This is a genomic window from Microvirga vignae (assembly GCF_001017175.1).
In the GTDB taxonomy this organism is placed as follows: Bacteria; Pseudomonadota; Alphaproteobacteria; order Rhizobiales; family Beijerinckiaceae; genus Microvirga; species Microvirga vignae.
The window spans coordinates 1-14,766 of the sequence record NZ_LCYG01000129.1; the positions used below are offsets into that span (position 1 = coordinate 1).

Annotated in this window: 14 protein-coding genes; 11 read left to right on the plus strand and 3 right to left on the minus strand. The window is 60.1% G+C overall.

Annotation, left to right across the window (positions count from 1 at the left end):
• Positions 1–347: 347 nt before the first annotated feature.
• Positions 348–1,184, minus strand: coding sequence for an alpha/beta fold hydrolase (locus tag AA309_RS30160; protein WP_047192730.1), 837 nt, complete (start codon positions 1,182–1,184; stop codon positions 348–350).
• A 243-nt stretch (positions 1,185–1,427) separates the two neighbouring features.
• Here AA309_RS30160 and AA309_RS30165 point away from each other — a divergent pair, with 243 nt between their 5' ends.
• Positions 1,428–2,402, plus strand: a complete 975-nt coding sequence (locus AA309_RS30165; RefSeq protein WP_047192720.1) for a GlxA family transcriptional regulator — start codon at positions 1,428–1,430, stop codon at positions 2,400–2,402.
• A 47-nt stretch (positions 2,403–2,449) separates the two neighbouring features.
• Here the strand turns inward: AA309_RS30165 and AA309_RS30170 are convergent, their stop codons facing one another.
• Both AA309_RS30170 and AA309_RS30175 read right to left on the minus strand, forming a co-directional pair.
• Positions 2,450–2,899 carry a hypothetical protein gene (locus AA309_RS30170; protein WP_150117849.1) on the minus strand — a complete coding sequence of 150 codons (450 nt, stop codon included), beginning with the start codon at positions 2,897–2,899 and terminating at the stop codon, positions 2,450–2,452.
• Positions 2,900–3,254: 355 nt separating this feature from the next.
• Complete coding sequence (locus AA309_RS30175) at positions 3,255–3,716, minus strand: membrane protein (RefSeq protein WP_047192731.1); 462 nt, start codon at positions 3,714–3,716, stop codon at positions 3,255–3,257.
• A gap of 999 nt (positions 3,717–4,715) precedes the next feature.
• Here AA309_RS30175 and AA309_RS30180 point away from each other — a divergent pair.
• The 10 genes from AA309_RS30180 to AA309_RS30225 all read left to right on the plus strand — a co-directional run.
• A complete protein-coding gene (locus tag AA309_RS30180) occupies positions 4,716–5,342 on the plus strand; it encodes a TetR/AcrR family transcriptional regulator (protein ID WP_047192722.1) in 627 nt (208 codons plus the stop codon).
• 401 nt (positions 5,343–5,743) lie between these two features.
• Positions 5,744–9,379, plus strand: a complete 3,636-nt coding sequence (locus AA309_RS30185) for a PAS domain-containing protein (RefSeq protein ID WP_047192723.1) — start codon at positions 5,744–5,746, stop codon at positions 9,377–9,379.
• Between the two features lie 104 nt (positions 9,380–9,483).
• The gene (locus AA309_RS30190) at positions 9,484–10,128 is read left to right on the plus strand and encodes a response regulator transcription factor (RefSeq protein WP_047192724.1); all 645 of its coding nucleotides are present in this window, start codon (positions 9,484–9,486) and stop codon (positions 10,126–10,128) included.
• Positions 10,129–10,219: 91 nt separating this feature from the next.
• A complete protein-coding gene (locus tag AA309_RS30195; protein ID WP_047192725.1) occupies positions 10,220–10,621 on the plus strand; it encodes a response regulator transcription factor in 402 nt (133 codons plus the stop codon).
• Between the two features lie 178 nt (positions 10,622–10,799).
• Positions 10,800–11,327: a carboxymuconolactone decarboxylase family protein gene (locus tag AA309_RS30200; protein ID WP_047192726.1), complete on the plus strand. Its 528-nt coding sequence runs from the start codon at positions 10,800–10,802 to the stop codon at positions 11,325–11,327.
• 71 nt (positions 11,328–11,398) lie between these two features.
• On the plus strand, positions 11,399–12,154 hold the full coding sequence (locus tag AA309_RS30205) for an SDR family oxidoreductase (RefSeq protein ID WP_047192727.1): 756 nt from the start codon (positions 11,399–11,401) through the stop codon (positions 12,152–12,154).
• Positions 12,155–12,207: 53 nt separating this feature from the next.
• Positions 12,208–12,630, plus strand: coding sequence for a cupin domain-containing protein (locus AA309_RS30210; protein ID WP_047192732.1), 423 nt, complete (start codon positions 12,208–12,210; stop codon positions 12,628–12,630).
• A 48-nt stretch (positions 12,631–12,678) separates the two neighbouring features.
• The gene (locus tag AA309_RS30215; protein WP_047192728.1) at positions 12,679–13,509 is read left to right on the plus strand and encodes an alpha/beta fold hydrolase; all 831 of its coding nucleotides are present in this window, start codon (positions 12,679–12,681) and stop codon (positions 13,507–13,509) included.
• Positions 13,510–13,623: 114 nt separating this feature from the next.
• On the plus strand, positions 13,624–14,271 hold the full coding sequence (locus AA309_RS30220) for an HD domain-containing protein (RefSeq protein WP_047192733.1): 648 nt from the start codon (positions 13,624–13,626) through the stop codon (positions 14,269–14,271).
• 196 nt (positions 14,272–14,467) lie between these two features.
• A partial coding sequence (locus tag AA309_RS30225) for a pirin family protein (protein WP_047192729.1) occupies positions 14,468–14,766 on the plus strand: 299 nt, incomplete at its 3' end.

Genomic DNA, 14,766 nt, shown 5'->3' on the forward strand with positions numbered 1-14,766 from the left:
ATCATTCAGGGGTCTCGCCTCGCGATAGACGGCCAGTACGTCGAACTCGTCTGCGTAGGCCAACGGTTGGGCGAGGAACCAGGAGGTGACGAGGCCCGCGAGCATCGCGCGGCGCCTATCCAGCCTGAGAGACCTGAGGCATGAGATGGAGCGTGCGGTCATTGAAATCTTATACATAGGTGCGGTCACGAGCACTTTCCGCCGCGTAGCTCTCGCAATCTGGCTGACGAAGTTCGTCCAGACCAGCGTTGGTCTCCGTCAGTTGGATGGCTCATGACGCTTCTGTCAGTGCCGGTGGGTCGGACGGGTTTCCGGCCGACCCGTGAGGTACCTCCGGAAAGTGACCCTCAGCCTCTGATGAAGCCGAGAAGGTCTGAGTTCACCACATCAGCGTGGGTGGTGCACATGCCATGCGGGAACTTCTTGTAGACTTTCAGCGTGCCGTTCTTCAGCAGCTTCACCGAAAGCAGCGCGGAATCCGCGATTGGCACGACTTGGTCGTCGTCACCGTGCATGACCAGCGTCGGCACGGCGATGATCTTGAGATCCTCGGTAAAGTCGGTTTCGGAGAAGGCCTTGATGCTGTCGTAATGAGCCTTGGCACTGCCCATCATGCCCTGGCGCCACCAGTTTTGGATGATCCCCTGCGACGGCGTGGCTCCGGGGCGATTATAGCCATAGAAGGGTCCGCTCGCGATATCGAAATAGAACTGCGAGCGGTTCGCTGCGAGCTGCGCACGAAAGCCGTCGAACACCTCGAGCGGCAACCCGCCCGGATTAGCTGCGGTCTTGAGCATGAGCGGCGGCACGGCACCGATCAACACCAGCTGGGCGACACGGCCTTGAGGCTGTCCGTGGCGGGCCACGTAGCGGGTCGCCTCTCCGCCGCCGGTCGAATGGCCGATATGGATGGTGTTGCGCAAGTTGAGATGCTCGACCACGGCAGCGACGTCGGCGGCGTAGTGGTCCATGTCGTGGCCGTCGGACACCTGCGCTGACCGTCCATGGCCCCGGCGGTCATGGGCAATGACACGATATCCATGATTCAGGAAGAACAGCATCTGGTTGTCCCAGTCATCAGCCGACAACGGCCAGCCGTGGTGGAAGATGATGGGCTGGGCGTCCTTCGGGCCCCAGTCTTTGTAGAAGATCTCGACGCCATCCTTGGTGGTGACTGTGTTCATGTTTGCTGTCCTTTCTATTGGTAGATTGGTGCGGTGAGAGGATTGAGCGGCTGCCGGCCGAATGGGCAAGGCCGCCAGAACAGTGACGCTCAGGCCGAGTAAGAGGAGATCACGGCGAGCCGGATCAACCGGCTCGAAAAGGGTCAGATCGGTCATTGGCTCTCCGTCGCCTTAATTGTGTTGACACGCACGTTACCGACGGCCCTAAGTGTCATAAAGGACGTTGATCCCTGGATTTCGGCCATGACCCGTCACCTCAACTTTCTCGTCTATCCAGGCTTCGTGCTGTTGGACCTCAGCGGCCCCATGGAGGTGTTCTCTTGGGGTAGCCAGATGTCAGCCGAGAGCTACCGGATCACCGTCACATCGCTGGAAGGAGGGCCGGTGCGCAGTTCTTGCGACCTTGAGGTCGTCACCGAAGCATTGAAGACCGAGGCGAGCGACACCCTCATCATCGTCGGCGCACCCGCACCACCAGAGGGTCAGGAAGTCAGCGGCATTGCAGCTGCCATTGCTGGGATGTCCCCGCTGGTCCGCAGGATTGGCAGTGTCTGCACGGGCGCCTTCTTGCTGGCAGAGAGCGGACTTCTGGATGGGCGTCTCGCGACCACACATTGGTTCTTCGCGCCGAAGCTGCAGGCCATGTATCCCGCTTTGCGTGTGGACGGGGATCGCATCTTCACCCATGACACGGGCATATGGACGTCCGCGGGTATGTCCGCCGGAATCGACATGGCACTGGCGATGCTCGAAGAAGATCTTGGAAAGGAGATCGCCCAGGCGGTCGCACGAATGCTCGTCGTCTACTACCGGCGCCCTGGCGGACAATACCAGTTCTCGTCGCTTCTCGAGCTCGATCCGGGATCCGACAAGATTCGCAGAGCTCTGAGCTTCGCACGGGAAAACCTGTCGCAGAATCTTTCGGTGGAGCGTCTCGCCGAGGTTGCCAACCTCAGCGTTCGGCAGTTCAGCCGGGCTTTTGTCGCATCTGCGGGAATGCCTCCCGCGAAAGCCGTCGAGCGCCTGCGTGTTGAGGCGGCGCGCCCCATGGTCGAGGACAGCCGCCGTACCTTCGACGAGATCGCCCGTCTGGTCGGGTTCGGCGATCCGGACAGGATGTCTCTGAGCTTCATCCGCACTCTCGGCCACACGCCGTCGGAGATCCGCCGCCTCTCCCGACAGGCGGTATCGGCCACACGTGCAAAGCCGCCGCTCTAAGGGCCTGACCGAGACCTCCGGAAGAGGGGGCAGTGCCTTCGGCGCGATCAGGCGGCTAACCTGGCCACCAGCTCGTCGAGCTCCGCATTCATCATGGCCATGGCACGGGCGCGACAGGCACCCTCCATTGCCCGACCGAGATCGGGATGAAGCAGCTTGGCGATGCGGCGGCGGACCTTGTTGATGTCGGATCGTGTCTTGGGATGATCCGCATGGATGATGGATCTGGCCGCGTCGCAGAGCTGCCGCACGCATGTGGAGGTCGCATCATGAGAATTGGATGATGTCACCGCGTCCGGGAGCGTGCCTGTAACGGCAATCCTGCGGGACCATGGCTTCATCCGGAACGGTATGGCTAGCGCTGCTGTATTGGCAAAGACGATCAGGCAATTTCGCCCGTCCGTGATGAACCTGGCGGAATGGGTGACTGCGTTCTGATCGAGGATTGTGGCCCCATAAACTCTCGTGCCGAGTGAGTATGTGGCAGGATGCGCCATCAAGTATAATCCAAGGGAACGGGTCCCGCCCGAGTTCGGATCGTTGAAGTCGAGCGTCAGGAACCTCTTTGCGTGTGGGAGGATGTTACCGCCGAACTCCTCGGGTCTCCGAGGATGCCGCAGCCACGGCAACTTGCCCGCCACGAGGTGGCAATTTCTGAACCGCGTGATCATCACCAAAACGGAACTAGCCAAGAGCATGATGAGGTCCTTAAATCCGCTTCTCTGAGAGACAGATTGTCTGCGCCCGTCTAGCAGGATTGTCTTCGCCCAGACGTCACGTTCCTGCGACTTTGCTTTCCATGCTGTCGCAGACCTTCGTGTCCGGCGCCGATGATGGCGTCGGAAGTCCGGGTCATGGTAAAGCGCCCACGATCAGCAGCGCACCGAGGATCGCGACTGAATCTTCGATCAGGGCGGCAGGACGATCCTTGCCGAAGGCAGCGGCTAGACGCGCCCGGCCTTCCGCCCCTCCAAGCGTGCCAACGATCCCTCCCAGAGCTCCGGCAACAAGCCCGCCGAGAAGGGAGCCACTCTTCGCGGCAATAGCTCCGCCGCATAGGCCGCCCACGATGATCCGAGTAGCGAAGGGCAATAGCAGCTTGCGGCTCGGTGTGGTCGGGAGCTGATCGGTAATCAGTTCCCCAATTGCGAGCACCGTCAGGATCGAGGGCGTGAAGCGATAGCCCAGAAAGGCAAGCCAGGTTCCCTCAAGATTGAGGAGCCCGAAGAAGGCGGCCCAACTTACCGCAGCGGGAGCGGTCATGGCTCGAAGGCCAGCAATTACGCCCATCAAGAAAGCTAACAGCATAAGCACCATCGATCATCTCCATCACTGTCAAGACTCGGACCCCGGAACGCGTCCAGCGCCGGACCTGCCGGTAGACCGAGCTCCACTTGCCGAAATTATCGTGCAGATCACGCCGCGGCGGACCCGGCCGCGCGATTCAGAACACCTCGTCCAGCCCCCCGCGATGGTCCCTCGGCTGTCAGCCACGCCGCGGCCCCATCTCGATCACGAAGGTTGCGAAGAACGTCCAGTCCTTGTCCGACATCAAGCCACGAACCAAAGCTGCTCTTCCCAAAGAGCAGCTTTGACTCAGCGATCAGCCGATTGAGGAATCCACATCGTCGTTTACGCGACCTAGGTCTTCTGAAGCATCTGGACCGTTTCGTCCGTTGTCCAAAGGCCGTTTTGGGCGGCAGCACCTGAACCTGTCGCCGTCAAAGCCGTCGCCGCGCCGGCCATAGCCGCCAGGAATGAACGCCGATGCGGTTTGCAGCAGTGATCGTCATGCATATCCACCTCCTCTTGGCTCCGTTTTGTTCACTGTATTGGCAAGAAAATAGTAGCCGCCTTTTGTGGCCGAAAGGGCGTTTATCCGTGAATTTCGGCCACGAACTCCGTGAAATCGTCTTCTTGGGTCATTCAGGATTCGTGCTCCTAGATCTCAGTGGCCCGATTGAAGCGTTCGGCTCGCGCGACTGTCCTCGAACCGATCAGGCCGGTTCCACCATTGACGACGATCTTCATGATCAATCTCCTATTGCAGAGCCTTTACGGCGGTGTTCGAGGGGCACGTGACATGCTCTGAGATCACGATATTCATGCGCTCCCGCCTGATGGGCCCTGTCAGTTCATGGCCTTCAAAGCATGCCTGTCCAATGGAGATCCCGCTATTGAGCCGCTGGCGTGGGCGCCCACTCGATAAGTCTATGACGGCTAAACCGAAGTTCAGGTTAGGCGCCCCGTTGACAGGATCGGTAACGAACGTTACCACTTAAGAGGATGCATCCGGATAGAGGTTAGGAGCCTGTGCTTGCAGCAAAGTCAGGTCGGCCAAGCGGCCGCCGGGAAGCCCTTCTCCAAGCGGCTGCCGAGGTTTTCTTCGAACAAGGCTACGCGGCGACAAGCATCGACGCGATCATCGAACGCGCCGGTGGATCGAAGCGCAACATCTACAACGAGTTCGGCAACAAGGAGGGCCTGTTCTCGGCCATCGTCAACCAAAACGCAGACAAGGCGCTGACGGCCTTGGCGATTGAGGAGATTGAGGGGCGCGATCTGAGGGAGACGCTGACAGCATTCGGTCAGCATCTCATGGCCATTTACATGTCACCCACCTTGATCGGGGTTTATCGAATTGCTGTCACCGAGGCCAATCGCTTCCCTGATCTCGTGAAGTCGTTCTATGAACAGGGACCAGGCCGAGCCACGTCCCAACTCGCCGAGGTCCTTGAAGGCGCAAAGAAGCGAGGGGAGATCCGAGCGGACGATTGCCAGCGTGTCGCCGGGCATTTTGTAGGCATGATCCGCGACAACCTTCATCTGCAGGTCGTTCTCGGACTCCGCCCGCCGCCGTTGGATGAAGAAGTGAAGGAGGCGGTTGCTTCCGTCGTAGAGATCTTTTTGAATGGTGTGCGAGGTCGCACGGACAAGTAGAAAGCCTTTCAACTCACAAGCCGGACAGGCCCGCACAGCGGCTTGTCGTGCACGGGGCGCCGCTGTCCAGAGCCCTTCGTGCGGATCCAGCGGTGTGGCTTCTTCCGCTAATGGGAATACCGCTCGAGGTTTCCTCCATGTCGCATACGCCTATTATTCATGCTGACACGGGCTGAACCAAGCCGTCATGTGAACGGGGCATTTCACTGCAAGGGCAACCTGGGCGACATTGTCACGACAGTCGAGCTAGTACCTTCAGCCCGCTAACTCAGAACTTTCCATGAGGTTACGGCTGGCCATGGGACCAGATGGGGTGCGGGTTCGCCGATCAAACATTGGGAGCAAGTGCTATACTAAGCGCTGACAGTCCCTAGGCCTTCTTTGCCCAGCAGGAGCAGCCGATGACGTCCGTCTGGAAGCACCGTCCTCAATTGTTGCACCTGGGGCTGTTTTTTACGGCCTATGTCTTGGGCTGCGGATTCGCTCAGGCGCTCGCAATCGTCCCCGGAATCACTGTCTCCATTTGGCCCCCGGGCGGGGTTTTTATCGCGACGCTTATCCTCACCTCTCCGTACAGTTGGCCGTGGTGGGTGCTGTCCGGCTGTTTGGCTGAAATGTTCGCGCAGCTCGTATGGTTCCACAGTCCACTGCCCGCGGGATTTCTGATCTATGTCGGCAACGCGCTCTGCGCGACGACTGGCGCAACACTCGTGAATCGGACCTGCGGCCGGCCGGTTCGGCTGGAAACCTTGCGGGGAGTCCTCACATTCGTCGTACTGGGCGCTGGAGTTGCGCCCCTTGTCAGCGCGACGGTGGGAAGTGCGGCGCTCGCATGGTTCGGCGTAAAATCCCAAACCTTCACGGCGGTATGGCCGCTATTTTGGATCGGCGACGCCACCGGGATCCTGCTCGTAGCGCCACTGGCACTGGTCGTGATCCAGCACTGGCGCAGCAGGACCCAGCTCTCTGCAAGGCAGTGGATGGAAGCCGGCGTCCTGGGTGTGGTCTTTCTGGGTGTCGCCGCGCTGTCCGTGACCACCGACTATCTGGCCTCCGCCTACATCATCATGCCGCCCCTTCTTTGGGCCGCCGTGCGCTTTGAGTTTAAGGGCGTGGCCGTCGCCTTGACCCTCCTGGCTCTGATCACGATGGCCCTCACGATCTCCGGTGGCAGCCAGTTTGTCGGCGATCCCGAGACCCAGAGGCATAAGCAGGTCATGCTGCAGCTATTTCTGGCAACCTCGGCATTTTCCGCACTCATCGTGGCCGCCATATCCCGACAGCACCAGCAGGCGCTCCTCACATTGCGCGAACGGGAGCGAGAGCTCTCCCAACTCGTGAACATGGTTCCAAGCCATGTTTGGCGTCTGACACCCGACGGTGAACCGACCTTCTTCAACAAGCGCATGGTGGATTATCTCGGCTTGAACGTGAAGGATACGTACAAGCCCGGCATGAGCCGACTGGAGGCAGTCATTGAAACTGTCCATCCGGAGGATGCGGGAGAGTTCAGGGACACCCTCCACCGTTCCCTCGTCACGGGCGAGAGCTTCGCGTTACGGTATCGCCTGCGCCGAGCCGACGGCATCTATCGCTGGATGTCGAGCCGCGCCGAGCCGTTGCGGGACAGCGAAGGTTATGTAATCCAGTGGTACGGAATCTGTCATGACATCGACGATCAAATGCACGCTGAAGAGGCGGTGCGGCAAAGCGAGCTCAAACTTCAGCAGATGATTGACGCTGTGCCGGTCCGCATCTGGAGCGCCACACCCGCGGGCGAGATCGTCCACTTCAACCAGCAATACCGTGATCACTTCCGCACCGTCATCGCGAATTTCGACGATTTCGAAGAACCCCGCATCGAAACCTTGCTGCACGAGGTGATCCATCCCGAAGATGCTCCCGAGGTGAAACGCACCCTATGGAACTGTTTCGAAACCGGTGGCGCGTGCGTGATGCGGTTTCGGTGGCGGGAGACAGATGGCCTTTATCGGTGGGCGGAGTGCCGGGTCGCGCCTCGCCGTGATCAAAACGGCGCAATTGTGCAATGGTACGGAGTTTCTCTCAATGTCGACGATGAGATGCGAGCGCAGGAGGCGCTTCGGCGGAGCGAGCAGCAGCTTCGGCAGATGATCGACACCGTGCCGGCTATTATCTGGTGTACGACCCCGGAAGGGATCCCGTGCTATCTCAACAAGCGGGCTACGGAGGTCATCGGCGTCACTTTGAAGGATTTGCTCGCGCCTGACGGATCGCGATCCCTGACGGTCATCCATCCGGATGACCGGGACGCGGTGGACCAAGCGCTCGCACACTCTTTCGAGACCGGCACGTCCTTCGTTGGGCAATACCGTCAGCGCCGATCCGACGGCCGCCATCGGTGGGTCGAGAGCCGTGCCGAACCCTTGCGCGACGACTCTGGCAAGATCGTTCAGTGGTACGGGGTGAGCGTCGACATTGACGACTTGGTGACCGCGCAGGAGGCATTGCGTTACCAGGAGCGGGAACTGTCGCAGCTCGTGGATATGGTTCCAGTCCACATCAGGCGTCTGACGCCCAAAGGCGAGCCGACCTTCTTCAATAAGCGGTTGCTCGACTTCTTCGGTCTGGGGGACTTAGCCGAATTGGACAAGCCGGGCATGAGTCGGCTGGCGGCAGCCATCCAGACCCTGGTCCATCCCGATGATGCCGATAACCTCCTGGCGACCGTCCGCCACTCGGTGGCTACCGGCGAGCCCTACTCGATGAAATACCGTATGCGCCGGGCGGACGGCGTCTATCGCTGGGTCGATGGCCGCGCGGAACCGCTACGGGATCAAAGCGGGACGATTGTGCAATGGTACGTGATTTCCATCGACATCGACGATGAGATGCGTGCGCAGGAAGCACTGCGCGAGCGGGAGCGGGAGCTTTCGCAACTCGTGGATATGGTCCCAAGCCTGCTCTGGCGGCTGTCTCCTGAGGGCGAACCGACTTTCTTCAGCAAGCGCTTGATCGAGTTCGCCGGCCTGAATGTAGGGGATTTCGATAAGCCGGGCATGAACCGACTGGCGGCCGCCATCTCAACCCTCTTCCATCCCGATGACAAAGCCAAGCTGAGAGAAGCGCTCAACCACTCTCTGGCCACCGGCGAAAGTTTCGCCCTGACCTATCGCCTGCGCCGTGCGGATGGGATCTACCGCTGGATGTCGGGCCGCGCCGAGCCGCTCCGGGATGAGAGCGGACGCATCGTTCAGTGGTTTGGCCTCTCGCACGACATCGACGGTGAAGTTCGAGCGGAGGAAGAGCTGCGTCAGGCGCGAGAGAGCCTGGCGCGGGCAAGCCAGGCAGCCAGTCTTGCTGAGCTTTCGGCTTCCATCGCACACGAGGTGAACCAACCCTTGGCGGCGATCGTCACCAACTCCAATGCCTGTCAGCGCTGGCTCACAGCGACCCCTCCGAATCTCGAGCGAGCGCAGAAAACGGTGGAACGCATCATCCATAATGCTAATGCCGCCGCCGACGTCGTGAGCCACATCCGCGCCCTGTTCAAGCACTCCGTGGAGAGCAGGACGAGCACGGCGCTCGGCAGCGTCATCGCCGAAGCGCACAACCTCATGGCCGAAGAGGCGGTGCGGCGTCGCATTCGCATGAATGTTGAGGTTGAAAGCGACCTCCCGCCGGTCGTGCTCGATCGTGTCCAGGTTCAGCAGGTTCTCGTCAATCTCATCCGCAACGGCATGGAGGCGATGGACTCTGTAGCAGGCGACAGAGTTCTCGGCATCCGCGTGCACCGATCAGGGGATGTGGTCCAAATCGACATCAGTGATCGCGGCCCGGGTGTCGAGTTTCCGGAGAGGATGTTCGAGCCGTTCTTCACGACCAAAGAACACGGTATGGGCATGGGGCTGGCAATCAGCCGATCGATTGTCGAGTCTCACGGCGGGCGGTTATGGGCCGAGAATAACGAGTCACAGGGGGCGACGTTCACCTTCACGCTGCCAGTTGAAGTAAAAAGTCACCATGATGCCCGGACGCCCATATTGTCCCCGTCATAGAGAACAAGTGCACGTCCGGGCGGCGAGCGAAGTATGGAGCCAAAGACAGTGGCCACCATCTTTGGCCCTCGCTGCCCTCCCTCGTTGAACTCGGAGGCATTCCTATGATCACGCCCGACACCAAAGCCGATCGCCCGCTGGTTCTCATCGTTGACGACGATGAGGAAGTCCGGACCGCGCTCCAGGAGCTCATGCTGTCCGTCGGCCTCGATGCCGTGTGTTTCGCGTCACCTCGCGAATTGCTGGAATCCGAGATTCCCGACCGCCCCGGTTGCTTGCTGCTCGACGTCCGCATGCCCGGGGCAAGCGGCCTCGATCTTCAGCACCAACTGGCAGCGAAGGGCAACCTGAAGCCGATCATCTTCCTGACCGGTCATGGCGATATCCCGATGACGGTCCAGGCCATGAAGGCCGGAGCCATTGATTTTCTTACGAAGCCCTTCCGGGACCAAACCCTGCTCGACGCAGTAACAGTCGCAATCGAGCGGGATATCGCACAGATGGCGGATGCCCGTCGCGCCAAGCAACACCTTGACCGGTTTGCGACCCTGACACTGCGTGAACGGCAGGTCCTGCGCGAAGTGACACGCGGCCGGCTCAACAAGCAGATCGCCTTCGATCTTGGCATTAAGGAGATCACGGTCAAGCTTCACCGCGGGAACGTCATGCGCAAGATGCAGGCGGCGTCCGTTGGCGAGCTTATCCGTGTGTGGGAGACGCTGCCCGCCGACCTCCGCGATAAGTCGTGAATCCTAGACCTTGGTATGGTTACCAAGCCGCGTGTTTGAGCGCAGCCTTGCGAGGTCGGCCTGACGGGCCACAGCAGCAAAGGTCACCCGCTTGTTCAATCCGCCTGTCATCGCGGTCGTGGATGACGAGGAGGCCATCCGTGATGCCCTCTCCGATCTCCTTCAGGTTATGGGTTATTCCTGTCAAGCCTTCGACCGGGCCAAGGCCTTCCTGGCGGCCGATGCACCCGGTCGTTTCGACTGTCTGATTACCGATATCCGGATGCCTGGCATCAGCGGCCTGGAACTGCTGCAGCTCCTCAAGGCAACCGGCTCGACCATGCCAGTGATCGTCGTAACCTCCTTAAACGATCCCTCGATCCGAAGCCGGGCACTTGAGAGTGGGGCGCATGCGTATCTGACAAAGCCGGTCACCGACGACGTCCTCCTTCAGAGCCTCAAGACGGCGCTGCCGGGCAGGGAGATCCCGAGTGACGACGAAGGGCCGACGTAGGCATTGCACAAGTCAGTGCGCTGGCGCCTGTGCCGTCGCAAGAGAAACCTGAACTTCGGTATAGTCATCGTAGACTTATTGAGTGGGTATCCACGCCGCCGGCTCAATAGCACGATCTCCGCTGGGCATGCATGCTTCGAAGGCAAAGCAATGACAGAGCCCACCACGGAGATAGCCTATGGACGCTGCAACCTCAGAGCATGCCACGACGCTTCACGCGAAGCCTCCCATCCAACGTCTGAACTATGCAGCGCAGTCGCCTGAGCTTTTCAAAAAGCTCGCCGAGCTCACGACGGTCATCAGGAAAGGCTCCATTGAGGAGTCGATTGTCAATCTGGTCGAAATCCGTGCGTCTCAGCTCAATGGCTGCAGCTTCTGCCTCGACATGCATGTGAAGCAGGCAAAGCTCCACGGGGAACGCGAACTGCGGCTGTACCACGTCGCAACGTGGCACGAGTCCCCTTTGTTCGAGCCGCGGGAGCGCGCTGCCCTCGCTTGGACAGAGGCACTCACCAAGCTGCCCGAGGGCGGCGTGCCGGACGATCTCTATGAGCGCGTCCGCAGCCAGTTCTCGGAAAAGGAACTATCCGACCTGACCTTTGCGGTGATGGCAATCAATGCCTGGAACCGGGCAGGGGTGGCCTTCCGGGCTGTGCCGGGATCGGCCGACAAACTCTATGGGCTCGACAGGGCCGGGCTGATCTGAGCGGGGAGTGCCTCGGCACACGAGCATCGGCCCCGATGCCATCACGAAGGCTTTGCTACAGGAGATTGGTTATGAAGATCGTCATCAACGGTGGAACTGGCCTCATCGGTTCGAGGACAGTCGCAAGATTACGTGGCGCCGGGCACGAAGTAGTCGCCGCGTCGCCGCAAAACGGCATCAACTCGGTCACGGGCGAGGGCCTCGCCGAAGCGGTGAAGGGAGCACAGGTCATCGTCGACCTGTCGAACTCGCCCTCCTGGGAGGATGCCGCCGTTCTCGAGTTCTTTCAGAAATCGACAGGCAATCTCCTTGCTGCCGCTAAGGCGAACGATGTCAAGCATTACGTGGCCTTGTCCGTCGTCGGAACGGAGCGGCTGCAGGCGAGCGGTTATTTCGTGGCCAAGCTGGCACAGGAGACACTGATCAAGAGGTCCGGGGTCCCCTACACTATCGTCCATGCGACGCAGTTCTTCGACTTGTTGGGCTTCTTGGTCAACTCTTGGGGGCTCGGCGATAAAGTGGTCGTTCCCGCCGCGCTGATCCAGCCGATCGCCCCCGATGATGTCGCCGACGTGATGGCGGAAGTGGCGCTTGCCTCGCCCCGCAACGGAATGCTTGAGATTTCTGGCCCGGAGCGGTTCCACATACACGACCTGGTTGCGAAGTACCTGGCTGCGACGGGGGACGCCCGGACTGTCGAAGCCTCGGCGGAGGTTCCCTATTCCGGGGCCAAGCTCGAAGAGACCACGTTGGTTTCGGACAACAATCCACGCCTCGGCAAGATCGATTTCGATCAATGGTTCCAGTCCAGAGCTAAAGCTGCCTGAGTGGCTGCTGTCACCATTAGTCCAACTAAGATCAATCCAGAAAGGCATCCATGATGATCAGGGGACTCTGCAGCGCAGCCGTCGTGCTGCTCCTGACCGCCAGCACCGCCGGCGCTCATGACACCCGGCCGACCGGCGAGATTTCTAAGGTGACGCTCGTCTACGAGCATGAACTTCCGAACGTGCCAGGCAAAAGCATGAAGGGCGTACTGGTCGAATACGGGCCTGGAGGCTTTGACGAAGCCCATACACATCCATCATCAGCCTTCATCTATGCGACCGTCCTCGAAGGAGCGATTCAAAGCCAGGTCAACGACGGACCGGTCAAGACCTACCGCATTGGCGAAAGCTTCTCGGAGTATCCGGGCGATCGCCACGCTGTGAGCAAAAACGTCAGCACGACGGAGCCTGCTCGCCTGCTGGCAGTCTTCGTCGTCGACACCGCTGAGAAGGAACTGGTCCTTCCGATCAAATAGGGGCTCTGCCCTAAGCTCGCATCCATTCTGTCGAAAGGGGACAACACCATGGGTACAATCACCACGAAAGACAGCGCCCGGATCTTCTACAAGGACTGGGGCCCCAGAGACGCTCAGCCGATCGTGTTCCACCATGGCTGGCCATTGAGTGCCGATGACTGGGACAACCAGATGATGTTTTTCCTGGCGGAAGGATATCGCGTGATCGCCCACGACCGCCGGGGCCACGGGCGCTCGGACCAAACCGACGGCGGCAACGAGATGGATACTTATGCGGCCGATGTCACTGAATTGGTCACGACGCTCGACCTCAAGAACGCGATCCATATCGGCCACTCGACCGGTGGCGGCGAGGTCACCCGGTATGTGGCACGAGCGGAACCGGGACGCGTGGCGAAGGCCGTGTTGATCGACGCGGTACCTCCGGTGATGGTCAAGAAGGACTCAAACCCGGGCGGGACGCCACTCGAGGTGTTCGACGGATACCGTGCCGCGCTTGCCGCCAACCGCGCCCAACTTTACCTCGATATTCCGAGTGGCCCCTTCTACGGCTTCAACCGGCCGGGCGCGAAGATATCAGAGGGTCTGATCCGCAACTGGTGGCGGCAGGGCATGATGGGGAGCGTCAAGGCCGGGTATGAGTGCATCAAGGCCTTCTCCGAGACCGACTTCACTGAGGATTTGAAGGCGATCGACGTGCCGGTGCTGGTGATCCACAGCGAAGACGACCAGATCGTGCCCTATGCCGATTCCGCGCCATTGACGGTCAAGCTCCTGAAGAATGGCACGCTCAAGACCTACAAGGACCTGCCGCACGGCCTGTGCCAAACCCATCCCGAGATCGTGAATCCGGAGATACTCGCCTTCATCAGGGCATGAAGGGCGCTCGCCGCATGTACATCAAGGGTCGGCCGGAAATTCCGCCGACCCACCGACGCCGGCAGAGGCGAGCTAATCCATTTGCACTGCCGATCTGATATGAAGGGTATGACGATGCCTGGGACAGATAACAGAGTGGTCGCCGGTGTCTTGGTTCCAGACACTCCGATCGTTGATCGCGCGCTCGAGTACGCTCGGCAGAGATGCGAACCATACCTGTTCAACCATGTCGTTCGTTCTTGGCTCTTTGCCACCCGCCTCGGACAGATTCAGAACATCACGCACGACGCTGAGGTCGTTGCTGTTGGAACTTTATTGCATGATATCACGCTCAATGAGAGTTTTGCCGGACCTCGGCGCTTCGAGGTGGAAGCGGCCGATCTCGCCGGTAGCTTCGCAAGAGAAAGCGGACTGGACGAACGCCGTGCCCAATTAATCTGGGATAGCGTCGCCCTCAACTCGACACCCTCGATCGGGCTCTACAAGGAGGCAGAGGTCTCTCTGTGCACCGCCGGCATCTGCCTGGATGTCATCGGCTGGCAGTATGATCGCATCCCATCCAAAGAGATCGAAAGGATTGTAGCGGAGTTCCCACGACTTGGAATGAAGATGCGAATGACACGATGCTTCTGTCACATCGCCAAAGTGAAGCCTGAATTGACCTACGATAACTTTGTTCGGGACTTCGGAGAGCGCTTTGTCGAAGGCTACAAGGCTCCTTCATCTGTCGATTTTGTGGCGGACGCCCCATTTCCAGAATGACGCGGCAAGGCTCGAGCACTTAGTCGCGACTACGCCGCAAGTGGAGTTCTAATCGCGGATGCGGTGGTGCCTGACGCGGCCGTTGTCACACCTTTGATGGGTTCCGGACCTACGTCAGGGATATTGCTCCAACGGGACCGAGACACCGGTGGGCTGAGCACACCAAGCGCAGCTGTCCAGGGAAGGAGAACATCAGATGAGCTGGAATCCCGCTGACGACCCGCAGCCCGGCGACAAGTTCGCCTGTGACGCCATCGAGACCGTGATCGTGCCGCGCGCCCGCGATCTCGGCAGCTTCGAGGTGCGGCGGGCGCTGCCGTCGGCGCAGCGGCAGATGGTCGGCCCGTTCATCTTCTTCGACCAGATGGGACCGTCCGAGTTCCTGCTCGGATCCGGCATGGACGTGAGGCCTCATCCCCATATCGGCCTGTCGACCGTCACCTACCTGTTCGATGGCGAGATCATGCACCGGGACTCGCTTGGAACCGAGCTGCC

Excerpts from the sequence above, each read along its gene's own strand:
- AA309_RS30165 (WP_047192720.1), top strand. The coding sequence starts at position 1,428 with ATGACCCGTCACCTCAACTTTCTCGTCTATCCAGGCTTCGTGCTGTTG.
- AA309_RS30205 (WP_047192727.1), top strand. The coding sequence starts at position 11,399 with ATGAAGATCGTCATCAACGGTGGAACTGGCCTCATCGGTTCGAGGACA.
- AA309_RS30190 (WP_047192724.1), top strand. The coding sequence starts at position 9,484 with ATGATCACGCCCGACACCAAAGCCGATCGCCCGCTGGTTCTCATCGTT.
- AA309_RS30185 (WP_047192723.1), top strand. The coding sequence starts at position 5,744 with ATGACGTCCGTCTGGAAGCACCGTCCTCAATTGTTGCACCTGGGGCTG.
- AA309_RS30200 (WP_047192726.1), top strand. The coding sequence starts at position 10,800 with ATGGACGCTGCAACCTCAGAGCATGCCACGACGCTTCACGCGAAGCCT.
- AA309_RS30170 (WP_150117849.1), bottom strand. The coding sequence starts at position 2,899 with ATGGCGCATCCTGCCACATACTCACTCGGCACGAGAGTTTATGGGGCC.
- AA309_RS30160 (WP_047192730.1), bottom strand. The coding sequence starts at position 1,184 with ATGAACACAGTCACCACCAAGGATGGCGTCGAGATCTTCTACAAAGAC.
- AA309_RS30210 (WP_047192732.1), top strand. The coding sequence starts at position 12,208 with ATGATCAGGGGACTCTGCAGCGCAGCCGTCGTGCTGCTCCTGACCGCC.
- AA309_RS30215 (WP_047192728.1), top strand. The coding sequence starts at position 12,679 with ATGGGTACAATCACCACGAAAGACAGCGCCCGGATCTTCTACAAGGAC.
- AA309_RS30220 (WP_047192733.1), top strand. The coding sequence starts at position 13,624 with ATGCCTGGGACAGATAACAGAGTGGTCGCCGGTGTCTTGGTTCCAGAC.